Here is a 25,417-nt window from a genome sequence, read left to right on the forward strand (position 1 = left end):
CGGGACGCCGTCACTCGTGGGAGGAGCCGAACAGGCTGCTTCCCGGCACCCACTCGTCGGCGAGGAACTGCTCGGCGAACTCGCCCAGCGGCGTCATCCCGGCCGCGGTGCGCCAGGCGATGCGGCGCGGCGATGCCCCGGTGATCAGCGCATCGAAGCCGAGCGGGTGATCCACCACGGCCCGGACAGTGCGCAGCCGCGAGCGCAGCTGCGGGATGCCGGTGCTCTTGGCGACGGCAGCGGCCGTGCGTCGTGCCCGGGAGCGCTCGAGGGCGCGCGGCGCCGCGGTGGGCGCCGGCTCCCCGCTGACCGACGCGTACAGCTCCTCGGTCATCGCCCGGTACCACTCACGGGAGGAGATCGCCTCGTCAGGGGCGCTCTCGTAGACTTCCCACACCCCCAGCTCGTGCATCGGCAGCGCCCACTCGAGCCCTGCGTGCTCGTAACCGCGCATCGACTGGAGGATGTACTTCGCCTGCCGCTCCCGCTGCCAGAACCAGCGCACGGCGTCCATCCGCGCGCGGGGAGCGTCCTCGAGGCGCACCTCGGTGAAGAAGCGCTGCAGCTCCTCGACCACCGAGGGCAGGCGCACCGCCCGGCGGGACTGCGAGCGCAGCGCGAAGTGCCAGGGCTCGAGGCACCGCACGATGCCCGCCGGGGTCACCTCTCGGCCGTGCCGCAGCGGCTCGTCCTTCGCGGAGCTCACCACGGTGTGGCCCGGGATCACGATGCTGCCCGGGGGCAGGGTGCCCTCTGCGGTGAGCCGCCGGATCGCGTACCAGTCCTGGACGTGGGGGAGGGAGGCGCCGGAGGAGGCCTCGCGCAGGAAGGACCCGGTGGACGGGTCGGTCCAGGCCTGGCGCAGCTGCTGCGGGGTGTGGGAGACCTGCTGCCAGGGCAGGCCCAGGCTCTCGGCGATCCGGGCGGAGGCGCGCGCCTCCGCGTTGCGCGGCAGTCCGTAGGTGAAGGTCTGGACACGCGGATAGCCGTCGCGGGCCAGCAGCGCGGCGAGCAGGCGGGAGTCGAGGCCGGCCGAGAGCGGCAGCGCGATCACACGACCGTCGGCCCGCTCGTAGAGCCGCTGCATCTGAGCATCCAGCGCCGCGGCGAAGGCGGCCGTGAACGAGGGGATGTCCTCGAAGCCGGGCCGCTGCAGCTGCAGGCGGCGCTCGAGCCGCGCCGTGATCTCGCCGGTGCGGCGGTCGATGCGCACCGTGGTGCCCGAGGGGACCTGACGCACCCCCTCGAGCAGGGAGCGGTCGCCGAGCACGAACCCGATGTGGCGGAACTCTGCGGCGGCCTCCGCCTCGAGCCGCCTGCCGCCCAGGGCGTCGGCGACGGCGAAGGCGTCCTCGCCCACGTGCACCTGCTCGCCCTGCACCGCGTAGAACAGCGGCCAGGAGCGCAGGTGATCGGTCAGCAGCTGGATCTCGTCCTCGGTGACCAGCACGGCGGAGAAGAGCTCGCCGCCGCGGCGCAGGGCCTGGGCCGTGAGCTCCGCGGGGACCGCGGCGCCCGGGGCCAGGCGCACGAATCCGTCGCGGCCGACGGCGGTCCACCGTGTACTAAGATGCGGGACGACGGTCAGCATGGGCTCCTCGTGGGCGACGCGCCGGGACGCGAGTCGAGGTGACCCGCCAGTTCATCGTACGCATACCGATCGCGAGGTGGTCCGGACTTGGGCTCCGCCACCGGGATCCGGGCACGGGTCGAGAAGCTGGTCAGGAAGTACCCCACACTGCGCCACGTGATGGTGCTGCTGACCGGCACCGCCATGGCGCAGGCCGTGGTGATGGGCGTCTCGGTGATCACCGCCCGCCTCTTCACCCCCGAGGCCTTCGGCCAGTTCGCCGTCTACGGCTCCCTCACGGCGATCGCCATCACCATCGCCTCGATGCGCCTGGACATGACGATCATGCTCCCGGAGGACGACGACGAGGCGCGCCGCATCGCGCGCGTGGCCACCGTCAGCAATCTGATCGTCGCCGGGCTGTTCACCGTCGCCGCCTTCGCGCTGCGGGATCTGGTGATCGCCCAGTACGACGATCCCGAGCTCGCCTCGTGGCTGCTGATGGGCGGGCTGACGGTGTTCTTCGTGGCGCAGGCGACGATGATGCAGTACTGGTACAACCGCCGCACCGATTACCGCACCATCTCCGTGAACCGGGTGCAGCAGGCGATCGGCTCCGCCGGGGGCCAGCTCGGCTTCGGCCTGCTGGGCCTGCGCAGCCTGCCGGGGCTGATCTTCGGCACGCTGATCGGGCAGGCCTTCGCCTTCGTGAACCTGCGGCTGCGGGCGAAGTCCCTGTACCAGCCGATCCCGGAGGGCACCGCGAGCGGACTCGACCTGGTCAAGCGGTACAAGAAGATGCCGCTGCTGAACATGCCCACGGCGCTGGTGGACTCCGTGCGGGTCAACGGGATCACCCTGCTGATCGGCACCGTGGCGCTGGGAGCGGTGGGGCAGTTCAACCTCGCCTGGCGGATCCTGCAGGTGCCGATCGGTCTGATCAACAGCGCCATCTCCCAGGTGTTCTTCCAGAAGCTCGCGCGGATCCGTCCCGGGGAGATGCTGCCGCTGGTGCGTGCCACGATCCTGCGCTCGCTGCTGATCGCGATCGTCCCCTTCGGCCTGATCTACCTGGTCTCGCCGTGGCTGTTCACTCTCGTGTTCGGGCCGCAGTGGGATATGGCCGGCGACTTCGCCCGTGCCCTGACGCCCTGGCTCGCCATGCAGCTGGTGACCTCCCCGATCTCCACCGTCTTCGTGGTCACCGAGAACCAGCAGTGGATGCTCGTGTTCTCGATCATCTTCTGCGCCGCCCCGCTCTCGCTGCTGTACTTCTCGCCGCTCGCGCTGCTGGACACCGTGTTCTGGCTGGGACTGCTGATGGCGGCGATGCTCGTGATCATGCTGGTGATGTCCCTGTTCGCGGCGCGCGGCTACGATCGCAGGCGACCGTCGGGACCCGATGCGACGGATGCCGATCCCGAGACCGACCCCGAGCCCACGCAGCCGGCCGTCTGACCCCAGGAGCCAGCGCATGAGAATCCTCGTCATCCCCTCGTGGTACCCGGATGCGGCCGAGCCCCTGAACGGCTCGTTCTTCCGTGAGCAGGCCCTGATGGTGGCGGGCGCCGGTCACGAGGTGACCGTGCTGGTGCCCCAGCTGGTGCCCCTCGTCCGCTGGCGCGGCCCCTCGCACACCCGTGAGCAGGACGGCCCGCTGACCGTGCTGCGGGTGAGCGTCCCCGCGCTTCCCCGTCCGCTGCAGCGGCTCGAGCAGGAGCTGATGGGGCGTCTCGCCGAGCGGGCCCACCGCAGCATCGCCGGCGAGCCGCCGGAGGTGCTGCACGCCCACTCGGTGATGCCCGCGCTGCTGATCGCCCAGGACCTCGCCGTGCGCTGGGGGCGCCCGCTCGTGCTCACCGAGCATCGACCCTCGAGCCTGAGCACCCCGCGCTCCACGGCGCGGCAGGCGCACCTGCAGCACGCCCTCGCCGACGCCGAGGTCATCGCGACCGTCAGCGAACCCTTCGCCGAGGCCATCGCCGCGCACTACGACATCGCGCAGCCCGAGGTGATCCCGCTGCCGGTGCCCGATGCCTTCTTCGCCGCTGGCGCCGTGCCCGGGCCCCAGGCTCCGTACACGTTCCTGCACGTCTCCAACCTGGTGCGCAACAAGCGCACCGAGGAGACCCTCGAGGCCTTCGCCGCCACCACCGCCGAGGTCGACGCCCGCCTGCTCATCGCCGGCGGCACCCCGCAGCGTGCCGAGCAGATCCGCGCGCACGCGCAGGCCCTCGGCGTCGTCGAGCAGGTCGAGGTGCTCGGCCGGGTCGAGCGCGAGCGCCTGCCCGAGCTCATGTCCCGCTCCCACTGCCTGGTGCTGGCCAGCGCCGTCGAGGCAGGGGGCACCGTGCTCGGGGAGGCGCGCGCCGCGGGCCTGAGCGTGATCGCGACCGAGACCTGGGCCGGACGCGCCTGGGTCGAGGCCGGCACCGGCGAGCTCGTGGGGATCGACGATCCCGCCGCGCTGAGCGGGGCGATGACCCGTCTGGCCCGCGAGGGCCGCGGGCGCGAGCGTGCCGGGCGCGAGGCCGTCCGCGCCTCGGCCCGGGAGATCTTCTCGACCGACGCGTTCCTCGCGCAGCAGATCGCGATGTACCAGCGCGCGATCGATCGCGGTGCTGGGCCCCGGATGCTCTTCCACGCCCCCTTCCCGATCGACCCGCATCCCGCGAGCGCGAGCCGCCTGCGGCCGCTGCGGATGCTCGAGGCCTTCGACGGTCTCGGGTACCGGGTGCATCCGCTCACCGGCGCGCCCCGACAGCGGGCCGTCGCCTATCGCACCGCCCGTCGGCGCGTGCGCGCCGGGCAGCGCTTCGAGCTGCTGTACTCGGAGAACTCCACCCAGCCGAACCTGCTCGCGACCAGCATCCGCGGCGGGATCGCACCGCTGCTGGAGGCGAGGATCCTGCTGTGGGCACGACGCACGGGCATCCCGGCGGGCGAGTTCTACCGCGATGTGTACTGGCGGTTCTCGACCTCCCTGCGCAGCGTCCGCACCCCGCGCGCGGCGCTGATGAACCTGCTGTACCGCCTGGACCTCGCCGCGCTGCGCCTGAGCCGCACGCACCTGTTCCTGCCCTCCGAGCGGATGGCGCCCATCGTGCCGGTGCCGCCCGAGCACAGCAGCGCGCTCCCGCCCGGCGCGACCGTGGTCGACACCGGCTCACCGCAGGGCCTGCACCTGCTGTACGTGGGCGGGCTGGGCCCCGAGTACGGGCTCGACGCCTGCGTCGAGGCGGTCTCCGGCACCCCCGAGGCGACCCTCACCCTGTGCGTGCCCGAGGCGCAGTGGGAGGCGCACCGGGAGCGCTACGCACCGCACCTGGGCGAGCGGATCCGCGTGGTCCACGCCTCCGGCGCGCAGCTCGAGCCGCTCTACGCGGCGGCCTCGGCGTGCGTGCTCTTCGTCGAGCCGGGGGAGTACCGCACCTTCGCCGCCCCGGTGAAGTTCTTCGAGTACATCGGGCACGGCAAGCCTGTGCTGCTCAGCCGCGGCACCTACGCCGGAGACCTCGGCGAGGCGCTCGGCGTGGGCCCGGTGATCGAGTACTCCGCCGAGGCGCTGCGCACCGAGCTGCAGGACCTCCACGCCCATCCCGAGCGCCTCGCGCAGTATGCGGACAGCGCCCGTCGCGTCCGCCATCAGCAGACCTGGACGGCGCGCGCCGAGCAGGCGATCGCCCGGCTCGTGCCCGGACGGGCCTGAGGACGGGGACGCCCGCCCCGGGGCTCACCAGCCGCTGTCGCGATACCCGGCCAGCACCTCGGCCAGCGCGGCCTCGGGGGAGTGATGCTCCCGCACCCACTCCCGGGTGGACCGGGAGGCGGGGGAGGCGAGCTCCTCGAGCACCAAGTCCACGAGCTCGTCCGGCCCGCCGCCGACGCCCAGATCCACGCCGCCCACCACGGGCGGGATGCGCAGCGAGGGATGGCTGCCGTCGTACCAGCTCGGGTTCAGCGGCGCCGCGAGCGGCACCTCGCTGGCCAGGGCATCGAGCTCCGAGGCGCCGAGCACCCCCGAGAGCTGACCGATGCACAGCCGCGCCCCCGCCACGGTCGCGAGGAACTGCGCATGGGGCATCTTGGGCAGCAGCCGCACCCCGGCCGCAGCGGCCTCGGCCGCGAGCGGTCCCCAGTCCAGTCCCAGCAGCACGGGCGCCGACGGGCCCGTGACCGCCGCGGCGAGGGTGCGCGCGAGCGCGATCTGGGCCGCACCGCCCTTGACCTCCTCCCAGCGGGAGGGGAAGAACAGGTACTCGCGCCCCCCGGTCGCAGAGCGCACCGGCCCGGGCAGCTCGGCGGCGCCGTGCTCCGGAAGCGGCACCGGCACCGGCACCAGGCGGGCGTCCCCGCGCAGCGGGGAGACGTGCTCGCGCAGATCCGGGGTCGAGTAGAAGACCACGTGGGCATCGCGCACGGTGCCGCGCACCAGGTCGCGGTGGGCCAGCTCGTACTGGCGGGAGCGGATGTCGGTGCCGTGCAGGTGCAGGGCGAAGCTGCGGCCGAAGGCCCAGCCGGCATGGCGACGGGCCAGGGCGCTGTGCACGTGGAGGCGGCGCGAGCGCATCCGCGCCGTGAGCAGCTCGGCCTCCCAGCCCAGGCCGCGCGCCGCCTTGCGAAGGACCTGCTGCGCCGTGCCGCGGGCCGGGGGAGTCGTGGCAAGCGGCAGCACCCGCCAGCGGCGCCCCGTCCCCTCCGCCGCCCGCGCCAGGAGGGTCGCGGTGTAGGCAGGATCGCTCAGATGGAGCACGCTGAGGTAGTCAGGCTCGGCCATGGCGTGCGCTCACTCCCTCTCGACGGTCGGATGCGGGTGGTGCCGATCACGCAGGAGATGACGGGCCGGCAACAGTGCACCGGGACACGAGGCCCCTGCGCCGGACGATCATCTGCACCGCATAGTCTTGCCGCGGACGCCACGATCCTAGGGCACCGCCCCCCCCCGGTGCCCTCTTCCCGCCCCTCTACCGCCGTCTCGTCACGAAAGGGCCCCTATGGAGCACCTCCAGGCCTGGGCGAGCACCGCCCCGCTCCTGGCAGCGCTGCTCGTGGTGGTGTATCTGCCGGGCCTTGCCGTGCTGCGCCTGGCCGAGGTGCGGCGCAACCTCGCCCTCGCCATCGCCCCCGCGGTGACCTGTGGTCTGGTCGGCGTCGGCGGCATCACCCTGGACCTGCTCGGCGTGCCGTGGAACCCGGTGACCTTCCTGCTGGTCACCCTCGCCGGATGCGCCCTGGTGCTGGCCTACCGCGCGGTGCTGGCGCGCTCGGGCCAGGAGCGCCTCCCGATCGGCGGCCGGATCGCGCGCGTGCACTGGAGCCCGCGCCAGCGCCTGGTGGTGGTCGCCGCACTGGTCGTGGCCGTGGCCTTCCACTGGGTGCCGGTGATGATGGTGGTGGATCCCTACTTCCCCGCCTCGCTGTCGGATCCGATGTTCCACTACAACGGCATCAACGCCGTGATGAACACCGGCAACGCCTCGATGTTCGGTGCGATGGACTGGAACTACGGGCTGCGGGTGCTGGACGTGACCTACCCGTCGGTCTGGCACGCGCTGGCCGCCCTGGTCGCCGGGCCGACCGCCGTGGTCGAGGTCGCTCACGTGCTGAGCTACCTGATCACCCCCGTGATCTTCCTGGTGGGGATGACCTGCCTGGGCGCCGAGGTGTTCCCGCTGCGTCGGCTGATGACCGTGCTGACCCCGCTGCTGGCCGCCGGCTTCGTGGCCTTCCCGGACTACATGACGGTAGGCAAGGGGTTCTGGCCCAACTCCCTCGCGCTCGCCCTGTTCCCGGGCGTGCTCGCGATGGCCGTCGGCGTGTTCCTGGACATCGCCAAGGGCCGCCTGGACCGTCACCTCGTGCGTTACACCGGCAGCGTGCTCGTGCTCCTGTCGGGCACCGCCGGGCTCGTGCTCGCCCACCCCACCTTCATATTCACCCCGCTATGGGTGGGCGCACCGGTGCTCCTGGTGATCCTGGTGAGGCTGCTGCGCCGTCTCTGGAGGGTGTGGCCGCGCGGGCGCTTCCTGGCCGTCTCCGTCCTCTCGGCGCTCGGGGTGCTCGCCGTGCTGGGCGTCGTGCTCACCCACCCGCAGGTCCAGGCCGCCCTCTCCCGCCCGGTGATCGGCGAGTGGGAGGGGATCCTGGCCAGGGTCACCAGCAGCATCGTGCTGTGGCCGGCGAGCCGCAACGTGCTGGTGCTGCTGTGCCTGGCGCTGTTCTACGGGGTGGTGACGCTGCTGGGCGCCCTGTTCGCCGCGCGCGAGCCGCGGGCCCGCTGGGCGCTCGCGGCCTGGGCGATGCAGATGCTGCTGATCATCGGGGTGTACTTCCCGCTCCCGCTGCTCTCGAACATCTCCGGCCTGTGGTACTCGGATGTCTACCGGCTGTTCGCGGTGCAGGTGGTGTTCCTGCCGCTGCTGCTGTCGATGGCGCTCGGCGCGCTGTGGTCCGGACCGGAGGCGGGCGGGGGCGAGGAGCGCGCGCTGTGGCCCCGCTGCCTCGAGGAGTTGCGACCCCTGGCAGGGCGCACGCTGCTGCGCCTGGCCGTGATCGGCTTCGTGCTCGTCCACCTCGGGCTCGGCGCGTTCATGGCCCGCTTCTCCGCCTACGCCCCGGCCGGTCCCTCGATCGGCGAGAAGGCGGTGATCGGCTCCGAGGAGGAGCTGGCGCTGCTCGGCGAGCTCGATGCGCTGCTGCCCGAGGACTCGCTGGTGCTCGGGGACTCCCTCAGCGGCATCGGATACGCCCCCGCCCTGAGCGATGTCGACTCCGTGTTCACGCAGGTCTCCGCCCGATCCCTGGATGTCGACGGGAACTACCTGGCCGAGAACTTCGCAGACATCCACGAGGACCCGGTGGTGTGCGACATCGTGCGCCACTACGGGATCACGCACTACTACCAGGACGCCCCGGCGCGCTACGAGGGCGAGCTGCGCGATGCGAGCCTGCCCGGGCTGTACGGGGTGGACACCTCGGAGGGCTTCACCCTGGTCGCCTCCGCCGGGGACGCGAGCCTGTGGCGGATCGACGCCTGCGGCGAGATCCCCACCCGCGAGGACTGGTGGGACGAGGACTGGCGCGGCTTCACCGTCACCGGCGATCCCGCCCAGGAGGACGACGACGCCGAGCAGCCCGCGGGCGGCGATCCGCCGGAGGACGAGGCGGGCTGAGCCGCCCCGCACCCCGGAAGCTCAGCGCGCCAGCAGCTCCCGCAGGATCTCGTGGCCCACCTGGGCATCGGCCTCGAAGGACAGCTCGGGCGCGGCCCGGTCCGCATTGCGCTTCCAGGTGCGCAGGTCCTCCGCGGTGACATCGCGCAGCGAGGCCGCGATCGTCTCCGGCGCGAAGTCCTCGGAGACCACGCCGAGCTCGTGCCGCCGCGTGAGGTCGGCCATCTCGGGGGAGGGGCCCACCGCGATCCCGAGCCGGGCCTGGACGTAGTCGAAGTACTTGTTGGGCAGCGTCAGGTGCCCGTTGGTGTGCACCGGCGGCAGCCAGAACACGCCCAGGTCGTACCGGTTCAGGGTGTCCGGCAGCTGCATCGGCGGCACCGGATCCAGGAAGCGGATCCGCCCGCCGGCCGGCGCGCGCTCGGTGAGGCTGCGCATGTACTTCCCGCCGTCATTGGCCGGCACCAGGTACAGGTCCAGGCTGAAGCGCTCGGGCAACGAGGAGACCACGTCGATGGTCAGCTCGAGGTTCCGCCCGGCCACCGCCGCCCCCGAATGCACCAGGCGCACCCGGTCCTCGGACACCTCGCCGACGGGCAGATCGCGCAGCGGCGAGGAGTTGCGCATGGTGCGGGCCTCGACCCCGTAGCGCGAGAGGTAGAGCTCCCCGATCCGGTCGCCGACGGTGGTCACCGCCGCGCAGCGGGGCAGGTACGTCCGGCACAGGTGGTCCATCAGGGGTGCCACCAGCAGGCGCCAGGACAGGATGTGGGTGCGCTCCTCGGGAGCCCACTCGTGCATGTCCGCCCAGATCGGGGCCCCGTCGGCCACGCGGTCCGCGAGGGCGAGGATCCGCGCCTCGTTGGCGACCACCGCATCGAAGCGGCGCCCCTCGAGAGCCTTCAGCACCCACTGCACCGCGGGAGCGGCCAGCTCCGCCGCGGCCAGCCGGCGCAGGCCCAGCTTCGCGACCCCCGCCGGAGTCTGGGGCAGCGTCGCGAGGTGCTCGGGGACCTCGATGTGCTCGTCGGCGCCCTCGGGCCGGGGGCCGTAGCCGACGGTCGTGACACGACCGTGCTCGGCGACCACCGAGAGCTGGCGGAGCACCCGCGCATCCCGGTGGATGGGGGAGAGGCTGATCACGAGGAGCGAGGACTGCGACACGGGCGCCAGTATAGGAGGCCCTCCGGGGCGCTCCCGGGGCGCGCGCCGCTGCCCCGCACCTCTGCTCGCTTCCGTAGACTGCGAGGACGTCGTGACCCCTGCCCAGGAGACCATTCCCATGAAGATCCTGTCCGTCGTGGGCGCGCGCCCGCAGTTCGTCAAGCTCGCCGCGATCGCGGACGCCGCCGCGCAGCGGGACGACGTCGAGCACGTCATCGTCCACACCGGCCAGCACTACGACGCCGCGATGAGCGATGTGTTCTTCGCGGACCTGCGGATCCCCGCACCGGATGTGAACCTCGCCGTCGGCTCCGGCTCCCACGGACGCCAGACCGGCGCGATGCTCGCCGGGATGGACGAGGTGCTCGAGGAGCACCGCCCCGACTGGACCCTCGTCTACGGCGACACCAACTCCACCCTCGCCGGCACCCTCTCCGCGGTGAAGATGCACCTCAAGGTCGCCCACCTCGAGGCGGGGCTGCGCTCCTTCAACCGCCGCATGCCCGAGGAGCACAACCGGGTCCTCACCGACCACGCGGCGGACCTGCTGCTGGCCCCCACCGAGGTGGCCCGCGGCCACCTCGCCGCCGAGGGCCTGGCCGAGCGCACCCTGGTCACCGGCGACGTGATGACCGATGTGTGCCTGCGCGTGGCCGCCTCCGTCGAGGGCGCCCCGCCGGCCCTGCCCGAGGGCATCGACCCCGCCTCCCCCTACGCGGTCGCGACCATCCACCGCGCCGACAACACCGACGACCCCGAGCGCCTGCGCGCGATCGTCGCCTCTCTCCAGGTGCTCGAGATCCCGCTGGCCCTGTTCGCCCACCCCCGCCTGGTCGCCAAGGCGCAGGCCGCCGGGATCGAGCTGGCCGGCGGCGCCGTCCACGTGGCCGAGCCCGTCGCCTACCCGGACCTGGTGGGCGCCGTCCAGCAGGCCGCGGCCGTGGTCACCGACTCCGGCGGCCTGCAGAAGGAGGCCTACCTGCTGGGCACACCGTGCTCGACGGTCCGCACCGAGACCGAATGGGTCGAGACCCTCGAGAACGACTGGAACCGCCTGATCCTCGACCCCGCGGACCCTGCGCAGCGTCGACGCGCTGCGGGAGCGCGCCTGATGGGGACGTCCTCCCGCACGCCCCGCCGGCGCGGCGCGAAGCGCCCGCCCCATGTGGTGGTCGCGACCCGGGTGTACGCCCCCGAGCCCGTCGCCGCGGCGTTCCGGCTCGAGGCGCTCGTGCTCGCCCTCGAGCGGGCGGGTGCCGAGGTCACGGTGCTGACCTCGACCGCGCCCGGGACGGGCACGGCCCGCTCCCGCCACCGGAAGGTCTCCCGCTGGCCGGTGAGGCGCGATGCGCAGGGACAGGTGCGCGGCTACTTCTCCTACCTCAGCTTCGACCTCCCGCTCGCGCTGCGCCTGATGCTGCAGCGCCCCATGGACGCGCTCGTGATCGAACCGCCGCCCACCACCGGCATGGTCGGGATGGTGGCCGCTGCGCTGCGCCGCATCCCGTTCACCTTCTACGCCGCCGACGTGTGGTCCGATGCGACCGACAGCGTCGAGGGCGTGCCCTCCTGGGTGCGCGCCACGGTGCGCTGGGCGGAGAAGACCGTGTGGAGGCGTGCCGAACGCGTGCTGACCATCTCCCCGGGCGTGCAGCGACGCCTCGAGGAGCTGATCGACGCGAGCGACCACCTGATCATGGTCGGCAACGGGATCGACACCGAGACCTTCAGCGACCACGGGCCGGATGGCGGCGAGCAGGGCCCCTACTTCGTCTACGCCGGCACCGTCTCCGAATGGCAGGGCGCAGAGGTCTTCGTGGACGCCTTCGCCCAGGTGCGCGAGCAGCACCCCGAGGCACGGCTGCTGTTCTTCTCCGAGGGCTCCGGGCGGGACCAGCTCGAGCAGCAGGTGCGCGAGCAGGGCATCGAGGGCATCGAGTTCCGCGCCAAGATCCCGCCCACGCAGGTCGCCGCGCACCTGCGCGGAGCCGTGGCCGGGCTGTCCTCGATCACGCCCGGGCAGGGCTACGAGTTCGCGCTGCCCACCAAGATCTACGCCGCCACCGCCACCGGCACCCCCGTGATCCATGCCGGGGAGGGCGCCGCCCACGACCGGATCCGCGACAACCGCTTGGGCTGGGCGTGCGACTACGACACCGCGCAGGTGGCCGCGGCGATGGACGCGGCCCTGCGCGGCCACGGCACTCCCCCGGCGGAGGACCTGCGCGAGTGGACGATGCACAACGCGTCCCTGGCCGGCTGCGCCGCGAAGGGCGCCGCCGAGGTGCTCGCACCCCTGCACGAGGCACGGGCGAGCGGCGACTGAGCCGCCCGGCTCGCTCGAGCACCGCGAGCCGGAGGGCTCACTCGTACACGCAGTCCACCTCGATCAGGCGCGAGTGGGGCGTCTCGAACAGGACCGGGCCGAGGCTCTCGTCCGCCTGCTCGATCGGCCCGTAGCGGGCGTCCCACTGATAGGGCGTGCGCTCCTGGTAGATGTACTTCACGTGCGCCGAGCGCAGCACCTGGCAGGCCTCCGGATCGGTCGCGGCCAGCGGCACCGCATCCACCACCTCCTGGTCCGTGCCCTTGAAGGACATCCCCGCCACCGGGAAGCGCACGTTCATCCCGTGCAACGCGTACATGTGCGCGGCTCCCGAGAACGGGCTGGCCAGCAGCACATAGCGATGATCCATCTGATCGGTGACGGCGGCGAAGGCCTCGAGCTCATCGGGCTGCAGGAACCGGCCGCGGCCCTCGTACTCGGGGGCGAGGTTCTTCATCGCGTTGTCATAGCGCACCGGCACCGAGGTGCCGGCGGCCACCAGCACGGCGCACAGCAGCACCACGGCCAGAGGGCGCGCACGCCGCGAGGATCTGCGCAGCGCGGCGAGGAGCATCTCCAGCGCGGGCACGACCAGCAACACGCTCAGCATCGCCAGCGGCATCGCCAGGCGGTCCTGCCCGCGATAGAACAGCACGGACAGGTTCAGCGGGGAATCCACCGCGGCGTCCAGGTACAGCACGGCGAACACCGCCCAGGCCACCGCCACCCAGCGCTGCGGCGTGGTGAGGGTGCGGATCAGCCCCGGCCACCACAGCAGCGCGAGCACCACGCCGAGCGCCATCGGCCACACCGTCCACAGCCCGAGCACCACCTCGCCCAGCCCCGTCCACCAGGGCACCGCGAGCCCGCCCGAGAAGTTCGTGACGGTGGCGCCCAGCGGCGTCCAGGTCAGCACCGCGAGCGGGGTCAGGGCCAGCACGGGCACCGCCGCGAGCAGGGGCCGGGCGCGCCAGTGCGGGGCGCCGGTGACCGCGGTGAGGACGGCGATCAGCAGCAGCAGCGTCACCGCGACGTTCGGCTGCAGCAGGGCCAGGCCCAGCAGCACAGCCATCAGCACCCCGGCGGTGGTGAGCAGCTGCGGGGTGCTCACCTGGCGGGCGAGCACCGCGCGCCACAGCAGCACCGCACCGGCCAGCGCGCCGGGGATCATCGCCATCCCGACGAGGTTCGGCAGGGGGGAGAGGTGGATCCACTCGTTCATCGGCGCGGCCGGCACGATCGCGGCACCGAGCGCCGCCGCGATACCGGCCCAGCGCAGGTGCGGCCAGAGCACGTGGGCGAGCGCCCCGGTGCCGAGCACCCACGGCACCACGGCCAGGGCCAGGGCGGTGCCGTTGAGGATCGCGGGAATCGACCCCCACGGCATCAGGGAGGCCAGGTCATGGAAGGCCGCCGGATAGAACACGGGCTCGCCCACCGTGTTCGAGAGGATCCCCAGCGTCAGCGAGGAGCCCTCTCCGGTGCCGCGGATCCGGGCGAGGGCGCTGAGGTGATAGAGCGTGTCCCAGCGCTCGAGCACCGCGTCGGGGCGGCGCATCGCCGCGAGCACGGGCACCACGGCGACCCCCAGCGCGAAGACCAGCGCCGCTGGCGCCGCCCACCGGGGGAGGCGGAGGGGACCCGGCCGCTCGGGCGCGCCCCCGTCGGCCGGGTCGTCCTCACCCGCTCGGGACTGCGTGTGCAGCGGCGGCAGCACGAGCCCCAGCCTCGCCATCCCCCACGAGAGCCCCAGCAGCACCAGGGCGCAGCCCGCGAAGGTGGCGAGGTTCCAGGGCAGCCCGATCAGCTGCGCCACGATCGCACCCACTCCCGCGAGCGCCGCGGCGAGCGGCGGGGCGAGCACCAGGGCCGGGAGCCTGCCCGCGCCGAGCAGGCGCAGCGCGAGCGCGGTGGGGACATGGACGGCCGCCAGAGCCAGCAGCGCGGCCAGGAGCAGGGTCAGCCAGGTCGCCATCAGTCGTGCCGGTGCAGTGCTCGATCCCGGAACGCCGCCGGCTGCTCGGCCTCGTCGAGGGCGAGCCGGCGCGCCAGATAGGTGGTGCGCTTCTCGGCGGCCTTGGTGCGGGCCTCCTGCAGGGCGAGGAAGCCCAGCAGCACCAGCACCGTCGCATACAGCAGCAGGTCGGCGCCACGGCCCACTCCCACCAGATGCGCGACCCGGGTGAGCATGCCGGGGAAGAGCACCGTGAGCACCGCGAACACCGCGAAGGCGAGGATCAGCAGGCGGCGCACCGCGAGCTGCTTCGCGCCGCGCTTCATGAACAGCCAGCCGATGATCACCACGATCCCCAGCACCAGCAGCAGCTGGATGATGAAGGTGCGGTTGCCCACCAGCGTGGGCCCCAGCGCGTGGATCAGCTCGTGCTCACCCATCGGCTCAGGCCTGGTCGGGGGTCTGGTGGGTGGAGGCGGAGCCGTCGCCGAGCACGAGGCGGGGAGTGCCGGCCCAGTGCGCGGCGGTGGTGATGTTGCGGCCGTCCACGATCAGCTTCACCCCGGGCATGTCGGCGGCGCTGATCTCCCGGTACTCGGGATGGTTGGTCTGGACGATCACCAGGTCCGCGCTCTCACCGATCCGGTAGGGCTCCCAGCCGAAGCCGCGCAGCTCGTCCTCGTCGTAGAAGGTGTCGTGGACCGCGACGTCCGCGCCGTGCTCGCGCAGCGCCTCGACCACCGGGAACACTCCCGAGAACGCGGTCTCCTTCACCCCGGCCCGGTACGAGGCTCCCAGCACCACGGCCTTCATGCCCTGCAGATCGCCCAGCAGGTTCGCGGCCCGCTCCACGAGCTTCGCCGGCACCGACGCGTTCAGGGTGCGGGCGGTGCGGACCGTCTGCGCGAGCGGATCGGTCGAGAGGTACAGACGCGGGTAGACCGGGATGCAGTGCCCGCCCACCGCGATGCCGGGCTGATGGATGTGCGAGTAGGGCTGCGAGTTGCTGGCTTCGATCACCTTGTACACGTCGATGCCGTTGTCCTGCGCGAACAGCGCGAACTCGTTCGCCAGGCCGATGTTCACATCCCGGTAGGTGGTCTCGGCGAGCTTCGCCAGCTCCGACGCCTCCGGAGAGCCCAGATCCCACACCCCGTTGGGCTGGTGCAGGTCCGGGCGCTCTTCGAAGCTCAGCGCCGACTCGTAGAACTCCCGGGCCCGCCGCGAGCCCTCTTCACTGAGCGCACCGATCAGCTTGGGGTACTTGCGCAGGTCCTCGAACACCCGGCCCGTCAGCACCCGCTCGGGGGAGAACACCGCGAAGAAGTCCTTCGACTCCTTCAGCCCCGAGATCTCCTCGATCATCGGCACGAAACGACCCCGCAGCGTCCCCACCGGCAGCGTCGTCTCGTAGGACACCAGCGTGCCCGGGCTCAGGTGCTCGGCCAGCGAGCGCGTGGCGGCGTCCATCCAGGCGAAGTCCGGCTCCCAGGACGCATCGTCCACGAACAGCGGCACCACGATCACCACCGCGTCCGCGCCCGGGATCGCCTCGGCATAGTCCGTGGTCGCACGGAGCTTCCCCGCAGGGACGAGCTCGGAGAGCTTCTCCTGCAGCTGCGCCTCGCCCGGGAATGGCTCCGTGGCCTGGTTGATCAGCTCCACCTGACGGGGATTGACATCGACTCCGACCACCTCGTGACCGGCATCAGCGAACTGCACCGCCAGCGGCAGTCCGATCTTCCCCAGGGCGACAACAGCAGTCTTCAACTCGGCTCCTCCTCGTGGGGCACCTCTCGGTGCCGCATGCGCGTCGGTGACCACCAGGGGCGGCCCACCGTGACAGGGTATCCTCATCGGCCATCGCGGAACCCGTGCCCCGCGGCACGCTGCCATCGGTGATCTCACGTCCGACCGGCACCCCAGGAGGAGAGCCCTTGAGCACGTCCGATCCTGCCCCCGAGCAGCCCGACGCGCTGTCGTCCCCCGGATCCGACACCACCTGGTTCGTGGTCCCTCTGTTCAACGAGGGGCAGGTCGTGGGGGACGTCATCCGTGACCTGCGCACCCGCTACCCGCTGGTGGTGTGCGTGGACGACGGCAGCGAGGACGACTCGGCCCGGATCGCCGAGGAGGCCGGCGCCGTGGTGGTGCGCCACCCCTACAACATGGGTCAGGGTGCCGCGCTGAAGACCGGGATCGACTACGCCCTGCGCGATGCGGCCATGCGCCAGGTGGTGACCTTCGACTCGGACGGCCAGCATCGGGTCGACGACGCCGCCGCGATGATCGCCACGCGTGAGGAGAAGGGCGTGGACATCGTCCTGGGCTCCCGCTTCCTCGATGACCGCACCCGGCCGGGCCTGCTGAAGCGGGCCGTGCTGCGCGGCGCGGTGCTCTACACCAACCTCACCTCGGGCGTGAAGCTCACCGACGCCCACAACGGCCTGCGGGTGCTGGGGCGCGAGGCGTGCGAGAAGATCGCCATCGAGCAGAACCGGATGGCGCACGCCTCCGAGATCGTCGAGGAGATCGGCCGGCACCGCTTCACCGTCGCCGAGCACCCCGTGCACATCATCTACACCGACTACTCCCGGTCCAAGGGGCAGCCCCTGCTGAACTCGGTCAACATCGTGATCGACATGCTGTTCCGCTGACGGACTCCGCATCCCCGCCGCACGGCCTCACTCCGCGGCGGGGACCTCCGCGGAGCCGTCCGCGACGGCCTCGAAGAAAGCGGCGATCTCGGCATCGTCGGTGAGGATCGCGACGCCCGAGTGCTTGGTCTGGTACTCCGGGTTCTCCACGGGGATGCTGAGCGTGCCGCCCGAGTTCATGGCGGAGCGGGCGGTCAGCGCCATCCGGCCCACGTCCACGATGCCGGTGCCCTCGCTCGTGGTCAGCGCCTCCGAACCGGCCCCCGCCATCTGGACCTGGTTGACCGGGTTCAGGAGCACCGCCGGGGAGGTGGCCCGGTCCATCAGCGCCCCCACGAACTGCTGCTGGCGCTGCTGCCGGCCGATATCCGCGGTGGGGTCGAAGTAACGGGCGCGCACGAAGGCCAGCGCCTGCTCGCCGCCCACGTCATGGCAGCCCTCGGTCATCACCAGCCCCGAGCGCTCGTCGTCGACGTCGCGGTCGATGCACAGGTTCACATGGCCCACCGCGTCGACCACCTGCGCCACCCCGTCGAATCCCACCTCGACGTAGTGGTCGATGGTCAGGCCCGTGAACTGCTCGACGGTCTCGACCAGCAGGGGCGCTCCGCCGAAGGCGTAGGCGGCGTTGAGCTTGTAGCCGCCGTGCCCGGGGATGTCCACGAGGGTGTCGCGGGGAAGGGAGATCAGGTAGCTGTTCCCGCCGGGGGCCTTGTGCAGGAGCATGATCGTGTCGGTGCGGGCGCCGGCGGTGCCGTCGTCCGCGACGGACTCCCCGTCGCGACGGTCCGAGCCGGCGATCAGGTAGGTGGTCCCGGGCGTGTTCTCCGCTCCGGAGAGCGCCTCGACATGCTCGATGCGGCTGTCGGCCCACAGGCCGAGCCCTGCTCCCCAGCCGAGCACGAGCACCAGCACCAGCGCGAGCAGCGTGGCGCCCAGCCGCAGCGGGCGCGGCACCCGGGAGCGGCGCCTGCGGGAGCGTGCGGGCGCGGGAGCCTGCTCGGGATGATCCCACTGGGGGTGGGCCGGCTGCGCGCTCTCGCCGTAGGGGGGATCCCACTGGGGGTGGGCCGGCTGCGCGCTCTCGCCGTAGGGGGAGCGGGGGCTCTGCGCGGACGGGTGCTGCTCCGCCCGCGGCAGCGGGCGCGTCGGCGCCGGCTCCGAGGCGGAGGAGCGCGGTGCGGAGCGGCGGGGGAGCGGGCGAGCGCTCCCGCCTGCGCGTGCGCGATGTCCATGGGGGCGGCGCGGCCCTCCGGGGCGCGGGGAGCGTGGCGGCGGCATATCGCTCACAGCTGTCTCCTTCCGGCGGGGCCGTGCGGTCTCGGGCAGGGGTGCGCACGGTGCGGAGGAGGACCCTCGGTGCGTGCGGCGCTCGTCAGGGTAGCGGGCCGGGAGCCCCCGGCGCGCCCTCTGCGCGGTGGAACGGGGCGGATCCCGCGAACCTCCCGAGAACCTTCACACCCCGGTCATCGTGGCTGCCGGATCGGCCGTGGTCGTCTCCGTACACTGGGGCAGGCACCGCCTCGGCGGCACGGACCAGCAGCAGGAGACGCAGTGAACCATTCCGCACCAGCGGGCGATACGACGCCGCAGGAGAGCACCGCTCATCCCGACGCCGCCTCGGCACGGGTGGTCGCCGTCGTGGTGACCTACAACCGCGAGACCCTGCTCGAGGAATGCCTGGACGGCCTCGCCGCGCAGGAGCGCCGGCCCGATGCGGTCGTGGTCATCGACAACGCCTCCACCGACGGCAGCGGGCGCGTCGCCGACGAGCACCCCCTCGCGGCGGACGTGGTCCACCTGCGCCGCAACGTCGGCGGCGCCGGCGGTTTCGCCGCCGGGATCGCCCGCGCGATCATGCGCCACGACGCGGACTGGGTGTGGGTGATGGACGACGACACCATCCCGCGGCCGGGCGCGCTGGCCGCGCTGCTGGACTCCCTCGAGGCCTCCCCGGTGCGGCTGAGCGTGCTGAGCTCGCGCGCCGTCTGGATCGACGGCCGCGATCATCCCATGAACACCCAGCGCACCCGCCGCGACGCGAGCGCCCAGGAGAAGCGCGACGCCGCCCGCGCCGGCGGCCGCCCGATCCGCACCGCGAGCTATGTCTCCGCGCTGCTGAACGCACAGGACGTGCGCCGCCTCGGCCTGCCCTATGCCGACTACTTCATCTGGTCCGACGACTTCGAGCACACCGGGCGCCTGCTGCGCCGCGGCCGCGGCCTCCACGTGCCCGCCTCGATCGTCGAGCACCGCACCGCCCAGTTCGGCAACGCCCAGTCCCACCCGGGCTCGCGCTTCTACTACGACGTGCGCAACCGCCTCTGGGCGCTGCTGCGCACCTCCTCCTTCACCCCGCTCGAGCGGATCCTGCACGGAGGCGCGACGGCGCTGGGCTGGCTGCGACTGCTCGTCCGTCACCGCGGAGACCTGCTCGGTGTGGGGCTGCGCGGCCTGTTTGCCGCCCTGCGGCGGGGACCGCGGCCCTCGGCGACCGTGCTCCAGGCCGACGGCGACGCCGCGGCGGACGTCCGCGCGATCGAACGGGCGGCCGGGCGGTGACGACTCCCTCACCCGGGCACGCCGCCGGAGGGTTCCCGCGGTTCGCCGTGCTGATGCCGCTGTGGGGGAGGGACCTCCCCGACCGCTTCGAGCTCGCCCTGACCTCCGCCACCCTGGGGCAGCGGCAGCGCCCGGACCTGCTGATCCTCACCATCGACGGGCCGCTGCCTCCGGGGCTGGAGGCGATCGTCGAACGCGTCGCGAACGGCGAGTTCGGCCGCGCGGAGGTGCTTCGCCACGACGACCATCGCGGAGTCGCCGCAGCGCTGCAGGACGGGCTGGAGACCAGCCCCTACGACCTGGTCGCCCGGGCGGACGCCGATGACATCTGCCGCCCGGACCGCTTCGCCCTGCAGATCCCGCGGATGGAGCGGGAAGGGCTGGACCTGCTGGGCAGCGCGATGCGGGAATTCAGCGACCGCATCGCCCCCGGCACCGGGCCGCTGCGCACGCGCCCCCTCGAGCACGAGGAGATCGTGCGCTACCTGCCCTACCACAGCCCCTTCCATCACCCCACCGTGGTGCTCAGGCGCTCGGTGGCGCTCGCCGTCGGCGGCTACCGGGATCTCCCGCTGCTCGAGGACTACTGGCTGTGGGAGCGGATGATGCTGGGCGGCGCGCGGATGGGCAACCTGCCCGAGGTGCTCGTGGACTATCGCGTCGACGAGGAGCTCTTCGCCCGGCGCGGCGGGGGGAAGCTGTATGCGAGCGACGTGCGCCTGCAGTGGCGGATGCTGCGCGACCGGGTGCTGAGCCCGGGCCACTTCCTGCGCAACCTGGTGATCCGGGCCGCCTACCGCTTCTCCCCGGGCTGGGTGCGGCGGGTGGGCTACCGCCGCTTCGTCGAGCGCAGCGTGCCGCCGGAGAGGGCCTCATGAACTGGCACACACACGCCGCCGCGGCCCGGGATGTTGGCCTGCCGTTCACCTCCCGTGGATATTGTGAACCCACTGTCGGCGGACCCTCCGCACGAATCGAAAGGACCTTCTGTGTCGTCTCCTGATCTCCTGATCGTCGGCTCCGGCCTGTTCGGACTGACCATCGCCGAGCGAGCGGCCGTCGAGCACGGCGCGAAGGTGACCATCATCGACCGGCGCCCCCACATCGGAGGCAACGCCTACTCCGAGGCGGACGAGGAGACCGGCATCGAGGTCCACAAGTACGGTGCGCACCTCTTCCACACCTCGAACCAGCGCGTGTGGGAGTACGTCAACCGGTTCACCGAGTTCACCGGCTACCAGCACAAGGTGTACACCAACCATCAGGGCGAGGTGTACCCGATGCCGATCAACCTCGGCACCGTCAACCAGTTCTTCCGCTCCGCGCACACGCCGGACGAGGCGCGCGCCCTGATCGCCGAGCAGGCCGGGGAGTTCGCGGGCAAGGACCCCGAGAACCTCAACGACAAGGGCATCTCCCTGATCGGGCGCCCCCTGTACGAGGCGTTCATCAAGAACTACACCGGCAAGCAGTGGCAGACCGACCCCAAGGACCTGCCCGCCTCGATCATCTCGCGCCTGCCCGTGCGGTACACCTACAACAACCGGTACTTCAACGACACCTACGAGGGCCTGCCCAAGGACGGCTACACCGCGTGGCTGGAGCGGATGGCGGACCACCCGAACATCGAGGTGCAGCTGGAGACCGACTACTTCGACACCTCGCAGCCGCTGAACAAGGACGCCACCCGGGGGAACATCCCCGTGGTGTACACCGGCCCGGTGGACCGCTACTTCGACTACGAGCTCGGCGAGCTCGGCTGGCGCACCATCGACCTGGAGACCGAGCACCTCGACGTGGGCGACTTCCAGGGCACCTCGGTGATGAACTACGCCGACGCCGAGGTCCCCTACACCCGCATCATCGAGCCGCGCCACTTCCACCCCGAGCGCGACCACTACCCCACGGACCGCACCGTGATCCAGCGCGAGTACTCGCGCTTCGCGGAGTCCGGGGACGAGCCGTACTACCCGATCAACTCCAGCAGCGACCGTGAGCGGCTGCTGGCCTACCGCGAGCTCGCCGACTCCGAGCCGCGCACGCTGTTCGGGGGCCGCCTGGGCACCTACCAGTACCTGGACATGCACATGGCCATCGGCTCCGCCCTGTCCATGGCCGACAACAAGCTGACCGACCTGCTGCGCGCCTGAGCAGTCCGCCCCTCCGTGCGAGGGACGACCGATCGACGCCTACGAGGAGCCCCACCGCCCATGAACGCCACCGCCACCGCCGAGTCGACGAGCCCGACCGCCCCTGCGCAGAGGATCCTGCAGCGGCTGATCCTCCCGGCCGAGGTCTCGCCCGACATCGTCCCGCTGTACATCGAGGCGGAGGAGGCCCATTCGCGGGCCTCGAGCGGCTCGCTCGGGCTGCGGGGTGAGGGCCTCTCCTCCTCCCGCGCCGAGGAGGAGACGGTCAAGAGCACGTCGGCGCGCACGCGCGTCGACGTCAACGAGCTCAGCGAGCGGTACTCCGTGCGCATCCCCGCGCATTCGATGCGTTCCTTCGGCACGTACTTCAACGCGTTCCCGGCGAGCTACTGGCGGCGCTGGACCCCGGTGCGGAAGATCCGCCTGAGCGTGCGCACCGTCGGCAGCGGCCAGCTCGTGGTGATGCGCTCGACCGCGCGCGGCAGCCTGCAGCGCCACACCACGCTCGACATCACCGCCGACGGCCAGCAGACCGTGGATCTGCCGCTGATCGCGTTCGGCGACGGCGGCTGGTACTGGTTCGATGCGTACGCCGGCGACGAGGACTTCGTGATCCTCAGCGCGGAGTGGACGGCGGATGCCGACCTCGCGCGCACCGAGGGCACGTTCTCCATCGCGATGACCACGATGAACAAGGTCGAGTACTGCCTCGAGAACATCCGCACCGTGGCCGAGGCGCCGGCGCTGCGCGAGCTGCTGGACGTCATGTACGTCGTCGATCAGGGCTCTGACCGGCTGAACGATCATCCCGAGGAGCTCGCCCCGCTGCAGGAGGCGCTCGGCGCGCAGCTCGAGGTCATCGAGCAGGGCAACATCGGCGGCTCGGGCGGCTTCTCCCGCGGCATGTACGAGGCCTCGACCTCCGGCTCCGCCACCTACGTCATCAACTGCGACGACGACATCGTCATCGAGCCCGAGTCCCTGCTGCGCATGGTGACCTTCGCCGACTTCGCGACCCGCCCCACCCTCGTCGGCGCCCACATGTTCGACCTGAACAACCGCTCGGTGCTGCACGCCTTCGGCGAGATCGTGGACCCGTGGACGATCCAGCCCGCGCTGCCCACCTCGGCGCCCGAGATGCAGCACGACTTCGCCCAGGAGACACTGCGTTCGACCCCGTGGCTGCACCGCCGCACCGACGTGGACTACAACGGCTGGTGGACCTGCCTGATCCCCACCGAGACGGTGCGCGCGATCGGCCTGAGCCTGCCGGTGTTCATCAAGTGGGATGACACCGAGTACGGCCTGCGCGCCCGCCGCCACGGCTACCCGACGGTCTCCCTGCCCGGCGCGGCCGTCTGGCACGTCACCTGGGCGGACAAGAACGACGCCCTCGACTGGCAGGTCTACTTCCACGAGCGCAACCGCATCATCACCGCGCTGCTGCACTCGCACTACGAGCGCGGCGGCGGCGTGCTGGGCGAGTCCCAGTCGATCGACATCAAGCACCTCATCTCGATGCAGTACTACACGGAGCGGGCGCGCCTGAAGGCCCAGGCCGACGTGCTGCGCGGACCGGACTACCTGCACGGCGCGATCGGCACGACCCTGCCGCAGCTGCGCGAGATGGTGGCGGAGTTCGACGACTCCTCCGCGAAGGAGGGAGCGGAGTCCTTCCCGGCGGTGCGTCGCGAGCGGCTGCCGCGCAAGGGCCGCGAGATGCGCGCCCCGCACCGCGCCCTGCTGCCCGCCTGGACGCTGAAGATGATGATGCGCCAGGTCGCCGCCCCGACCACAGAGCTCTCCCGCGAGCACCCGCAGGCGGAGATCGCCCACCAGGACGCCAAGTGGTGGAGGCTCAGCCGCTACGACAGCGCCGTGGTCTCGAACGCCGAGGGCACCAAGGCCGCCTGGTACAAGCGCGACCCCGAGAAGGTCCGCGGGATGCTGGTGGAGACGCTCCGCACCCACGCGGCGCTGCTGATGCAGTGGAACAGCCTGCGCGAGACCTACCGCGAGGCGGCCGAGAGGATCACCTCCTTCGAGGCCTGGGAGCGGACCTTCGCCGAGAACCCGGCGCCGGTGCGTCCGCAGGATGAGGCCAGGAGCGCGACCGCGAGCTCCGGCGGCTCCGGGGGCACCGCGGCGTGAGCACGACCGGGGCCGAGGGCCGGATGCCCACCCGGCAGGAGCAGGCCGCCGGCTGGCGAGCGCCCGGGCAGGACGCGGGCTGGCTGAACCCGATCCGGGAGCGCTTCCTCCTGCGCCTGCTGGTGCGCAAGGAGCTGCGGGTGCGCTACCGCGGCAGTGCGCTGGGCATGCTGTGGAGCTACGTCAAGCCGGCGGTGCAGTTCATCGTCTTCTATATCGCGCTGGGCATCTTCCTGCAGCTGCAGCGCGACACCCCCGCCTATGCGGTGTACCTGTTCAGCGGCATCGTGGTGATCAACCTCTTCAGCGAGGTGTTCGGCAACGCCACCCGCTCGATCACCGGGAACCAGGCGCTGGTCTCCAAGATCTATCTGCCCAGCGAGCTGTTCCCCTGGGCCAGCATGATCGTCGCGCTGGTGCACTTCCTGCCCCAGCTGGTCGTGCTCGTGATCGGGGCGCTGCTGTTCGGCTGGCTGCCCTCGACCACCGCGGCGATAGCCTTCGTGCTCGGCATCGTCATCCTGGTGGGGTTCACCATGGGGCTGGGGATGATCACCGCGGCGCTCAACGCCGCCTTCCGCGATGTCGAGAACTTCGTGGACCTCATCGTCATGGTGGCCACCTGGCTCTCCCCGGTCCTCTACCGCATCTCGATGGTCGAGGAGCAGATCGGCGGGACCCTGTGGTGGTGGGTGTACCAGCTGAACCCGCTGACGATCGTCGTCGAGCTCTTCCACACCGCGTTCTGGCGCTACTCGCGCCCCGTGGTGGAGGTCATCGACGCGGAGCCCTGGCTGCGCGCCCCGGGCGAGCCCTTCGGGCTGTGGTGGGCCGGGATGCTGATCGCGGTGGCGACCTTCGTGATCGGCACCGTGGTCTTCGAGCGCGCGAAGCGTCGCTTCGCCCAGGAACTGTGAGGGAGGAGAGAGCATGAGCCCTCACATCGACGCGGTGCCGGAATCCGCCGCCGTGCCCACCGACCGCGAGATGGTGCGCATCGAGAAGGTCACCAAGGAGTTCTCGCTGCGCCATGACCACTCCCTGAAGGAGCTGGTGTTCTCGGCCCTGCAGCGCAAGAAGCTCGCCGACTCCTTCCTCGCCCTGGACCAGGTGGATCTCACGGTCCACGCCGGGGAGACCGTGGGCCTGATCGGCTTCAACGGCTCGGGCAAGTCCACCCTGCTCAAGACCATCTCCGGGGTGCTCTACCCGGACACCGGGCGGGTGCTGCTGCGAGGCCGCGTGGCCGGTCTGATCGAGGTGGGCGCCGGCTTCCACCCGGATCTCTCGGGCCGCGAGAACGTCTACCTCAACGGCGCGATCCTGGGGATGTCGCGCGAGCAGATCGATGAGAAGTTCGACGAGATCGTCGCGTTCAGCGAGATCGAGGAGTTCATCGACACGGACGTGAAGTACTACAGCTCGGGCATGTTCCTGCGCCTGGCCTTCTCCGTGGCGGTGCACACCGAGCCGGACATCTTCCTGGTCGACGAGATCCTCTCGGTGGGCGACGAGCCGTTCCAGCGCAAGTGCCTCGAGCGCATCCGCGAGCTGCAGAAGGCGGGCCGCACGATGGTGGTCGTCTCCCATGAGCTCGAGATGCTCGAGCGGCTGTGCACCCGCATCGTGGTGCTCCAGAAGGGCCGGACCATCTTCGACGGCGATCCCGCCGAGGCGGTGCGGACGCTGCGCGCCAGCTGAACCCCCGCGG

18 protein-coding genes and 1 pseudogene are annotated in these 25,417 nt (G+C 71.7%); 12 read left to right on the forward strand and 7 right to left on the reverse strand.

What is annotated here, in order from left to right; genetic code table 11:
* Positions 1 to 10 precede the first annotated feature (10 nt).
* Positions 11 to 1,591 carry an asparagine synthase-related protein gene (locus tag BN4251_RS01845; protein WP_087483471.1) on the reverse strand — a complete coding sequence of 527 codons (1,581 nt, stop codon included), beginning with the start codon at positions 1,589 to 1,591 and terminating at the stop codon, positions 11 to 13.
* Between the two features lie 87 nt (positions 1,592 to 1,678).
* Between BN4251_RS01845 and BN4251_RS01850 the strand changes: the two genes are divergently transcribed.
* Both BN4251_RS01850 and BN4251_RS01855 read left to right on the forward strand, forming a co-directional pair.
* On the forward strand, positions 1,679 to 3,028 hold the full coding sequence (locus BN4251_RS01850) for a lipopolysaccharide biosynthesis protein (RefSeq protein WP_245810152.1): 1,350 nt from the start codon (positions 1,679 to 1,681) through the stop codon (positions 3,026 to 3,028).
* A gap of 16 nt (positions 3,029 to 3,044) precedes the next feature.
* The gene (locus tag BN4251_RS01855) at positions 3,045 to 5,279 is read left to right on the forward strand and encodes a glycosyltransferase (protein ID WP_087483472.1); all 2,235 of its coding nucleotides are present in this window, start codon (positions 3,045 to 3,047) and stop codon (positions 5,277 to 5,279) included.
* Positions 5,280 to 5,303: 24 nt separating this feature from the next.
* Here the strand turns inward: BN4251_RS01855 and BN4251_RS01860 are convergent, their stop codons facing one another.
* Entirely contained in the window at positions 5,304 to 6,347 is a 1,044-nt protein-coding gene (locus tag BN4251_RS01860) for a hypothetical protein (protein WP_087483473.1), read from the reverse strand.
* A 217-nt stretch (positions 6,348 to 6,564) separates the two neighbouring features.
* On the opposite strand from BN4251_RS01860, the gene BN4251_RS01865 reads away from it, so the two are divergent.
* Entirely contained in the window at positions 6,565 to 8,742 is a 2,178-nt protein-coding gene (locus tag BN4251_RS01865) for a DUF6541 family protein (RefSeq protein ID WP_170931783.1), read from the forward strand.
* 21 nt (positions 8,743 to 8,763) lie between these two features.
* Here the strand turns inward: BN4251_RS01865 and BN4251_RS01870 are convergent, their stop codons facing one another.
* A complete protein-coding gene (locus BN4251_RS01870; RefSeq protein ID WP_245810153.1) occupies positions 8,764 to 9,906 on the reverse strand; it encodes a glycosyltransferase family protein in 1,143 nt (380 codons plus the stop codon).
* A gap of 118 nt (positions 9,907 to 10,024) precedes the next feature.
* Between BN4251_RS01870 and wecB the strand changes: the two are divergent.
* Together wecB and BN4251_RS18415 are read left to right on the forward strand one after the other, a co-directional pair.
* Positions 10,025 to 10,967 (forward strand): annotated as a pseudogene (gene wecB / locus BN4251_RS18410) (non-hydrolyzing UDP-N-acetylglucosamine 2-epimerase); the annotation flags it as partial.
* 50 nt (positions 10,968 to 11,017) lie between these two features.
* Positions 11,018 to 12,232 (forward strand): glycosyltransferase family 4 protein, encoded by a 1,215-nt coding sequence (locus tag BN4251_RS18415; RefSeq protein WP_212647575.1) that lies wholly within the window; start codon positions 11,018 to 11,020, stop codon positions 12,230 to 12,232.
* A gap of 37 nt (positions 12,233 to 12,269) precedes the next feature.
* Here the strand turns inward: BN4251_RS18415 and BN4251_RS01880 are convergent, their stop codons facing one another.
* Genes BN4251_RS01880 through BN4251_RS01890 form a run of 3 tightly spaced genes read right to left on the reverse strand, consistent with a single transcriptional unit; the run spans position 12,270 to position 15,956 of the window.
* Complete coding sequence (locus BN4251_RS01880; protein ID WP_087483475.1) at positions 12,270 to 14,207, reverse strand: DUF6541 family protein; 1,938 nt, start codon at positions 14,205 to 14,207, stop codon at positions 12,270 to 12,272.
* Entirely contained in the window at positions 14,207 to 14,626 is a 420-nt protein-coding gene (locus tag BN4251_RS01885; protein WP_087483476.1) for a DUF2304 domain-containing protein, read from the reverse strand. The genes BN4251_RS01880 and BN4251_RS01885 overlap by 1 nt, the downstream gene beginning before the upstream one ends.
* Before the next feature lie 4 nt (positions 14,627 to 14,630).
* Positions 14,631 to 15,956, reverse strand: coding sequence for a nucleotide sugar dehydrogenase (locus BN4251_RS01890; protein ID WP_087483477.1), 1,326 nt, complete (start codon positions 15,954 to 15,956; stop codon positions 14,631 to 14,633).
* 167 nt (positions 15,957 to 16,123) lie between these two features.
* Here BN4251_RS01890 and BN4251_RS01895 point away from each other — a divergent pair, with 167 nt between their 5' ends.
* Complete coding sequence (locus tag BN4251_RS01895; protein WP_087483478.1) at positions 16,124 to 16,843, forward strand: glycosyltransferase family 2 protein; 720 nt, start codon at positions 16,124 to 16,126, stop codon at positions 16,841 to 16,843.
* A gap of 27 nt (positions 16,844 to 16,870) precedes the next feature.
* Here the strand turns inward: BN4251_RS01895 and BN4251_RS01900 are convergent, their stop codons facing one another.
* Positions 16,871 to 18,124 carry an LCP family protein gene (locus tag BN4251_RS01900; protein WP_245810170.1) on the reverse strand — a complete coding sequence of 418 codons (1,254 nt, stop codon included), beginning with the start codon at positions 18,122 to 18,124 and terminating at the stop codon, positions 16,871 to 16,873.
* Positions 18,125 to 18,397: 273 nt separating this feature from the next.
* Between BN4251_RS01900 and BN4251_RS01905 the strand changes: the two genes are divergently transcribed.
* From BN4251_RS01905 to BN4251_RS01930, 6 genes are all read left to right on the forward strand, one after another.
* On the forward strand, positions 18,398 to 19,405 hold the full coding sequence (locus BN4251_RS01905) for a glycosyltransferase (RefSeq protein WP_087483479.1): 1,008 nt from the start codon (positions 18,398 to 18,400) through the stop codon (positions 19,403 to 19,405).
* The gene (locus BN4251_RS01910) at positions 19,402 to 20,283 is read left to right on the forward strand and encodes a glycosyltransferase (RefSeq protein ID WP_245810154.1); all 882 of its coding nucleotides are present in this window, start codon (positions 19,402 to 19,404) and stop codon (positions 20,281 to 20,283) included. Before BN4251_RS01905 ends, BN4251_RS01910 begins: the two co-directional genes overlap by 4 nt.
* Before the next feature lie 111 nt (positions 20,284 to 20,394).
* Positions 20,395 to 21,555, forward strand: coding sequence for a UDP-galactopyranose mutase (gene glf, locus BN4251_RS01915; RefSeq protein ID WP_087483480.1), 1,161 nt, complete (start codon positions 20,395 to 20,397; stop codon positions 21,553 to 21,555).
* A 60-nt stretch (positions 21,556 to 21,615) separates the two neighbouring features.
* Positions 21,616 to 23,706: a glycosyltransferase gene (locus tag BN4251_RS01920; protein ID WP_087483481.1), complete on the forward strand. Its 2,091-nt coding sequence runs from the start codon at positions 21,616 to 21,618 to the stop codon at positions 23,704 to 23,706.
* 23 nt (positions 23,707 to 23,729) lie between these two features.
* On the forward strand, positions 23,730 to 24,623 hold the full coding sequence (locus tag BN4251_RS01925) for an ABC transporter permease (protein ID WP_087483482.1): 894 nt from the start codon (positions 23,730 to 23,732) through the stop codon (positions 24,621 to 24,623).
* Positions 24,624 to 24,636: 13 nt separating this feature from the next.
* On the forward strand, positions 24,637 to 25,407 hold the full coding sequence (locus BN4251_RS01930) for an ABC transporter ATP-binding protein (protein WP_087483483.1): 771 nt from the start codon (positions 24,637 to 24,639) through the stop codon (positions 25,405 to 25,407).
* Positions 25,408 to 25,417 lie beyond the last annotated feature (10 nt).

The organism is Brachybacterium massiliense, from assembly GCF_900184245.1.
Taxonomy (GTDB): domain Bacteria; phylum Actinomycetota; class Actinomycetes; order Actinomycetales; family Dermabacteraceae; genus Brachybacterium; species Brachybacterium massiliense.

Excerpts from the sequence above, each read along its gene's own strand:
- BN4251_RS01845 (WP_087483471.1), bottom strand. The coding sequence starts at position 1,591 with ATGCTGACCGTCGTCCCGCATCTTAGTACACGGTGGACCGCCGTCGGC.
- BN4251_RS01855 (WP_087483472.1), top strand. The coding sequence starts at position 3,045 with ATGAGAATCCTCGTCATCCCCTCGTGGTACCCGGATGCGGCCGAGCCC.
- BN4251_RS01860 (WP_087483473.1), bottom strand. The coding sequence starts at position 6,347 with ATGGCCGAGCCTGACTACCTCAGCGTGCTCCATCTGAGCGATCCTGCC.
- BN4251_RS01865 (WP_170931783.1), top strand. The coding sequence starts at position 6,565 with ATGGAGCACCTCCAGGCCTGGGCGAGCACCGCCCCGCTCCTGGCAGCG.
- BN4251_RS18415 (WP_212647575.1), top strand. The coding sequence starts at position 11,018 with ATGGGGACGTCCTCCCGCACGCCCCGCCGGCGCGGCGCGAAGCGCCCG.
- BN4251_RS01880 (WP_087483475.1), bottom strand. The coding sequence starts at position 14,207 with ATGGCGACCTGGCTGACCCTGCTCCTGGCCGCGCTGCTGGCTCTGGCG.
- BN4251_RS01885 (WP_087483476.1), bottom strand. The coding sequence starts at position 14,626 with ATGGGTGAGCACGAGCTGATCCACGCGCTGGGGCCCACGCTGGTGGGC.
- BN4251_RS01900 (WP_245810170.1), bottom strand. The coding sequence starts at position 18,124 with ATGCCGCCGCCACGCTCCCCGCGCCCCGGAGGGCCGCGCCGCCCCCAT.
- BN4251_RS01920 (WP_087483481.1), top strand. The coding sequence starts at position 21,616 with ATGAACGCCACCGCCACCGCCGAGTCGACGAGCCCGACCGCCCCTGCG.
- BN4251_RS01925 (WP_087483482.1), top strand. The coding sequence starts at position 23,730 with ATGCCCACCCGGCAGGAGCAGGCCGCCGGCTGGCGAGCGCCCGGGCAG.
- BN4251_RS01930 (WP_087483483.1), top strand. The coding sequence starts at position 24,637 with ATGAGCCCTCACATCGACGCGGTGCCGGAATCCGCCGCCGTGCCCACC.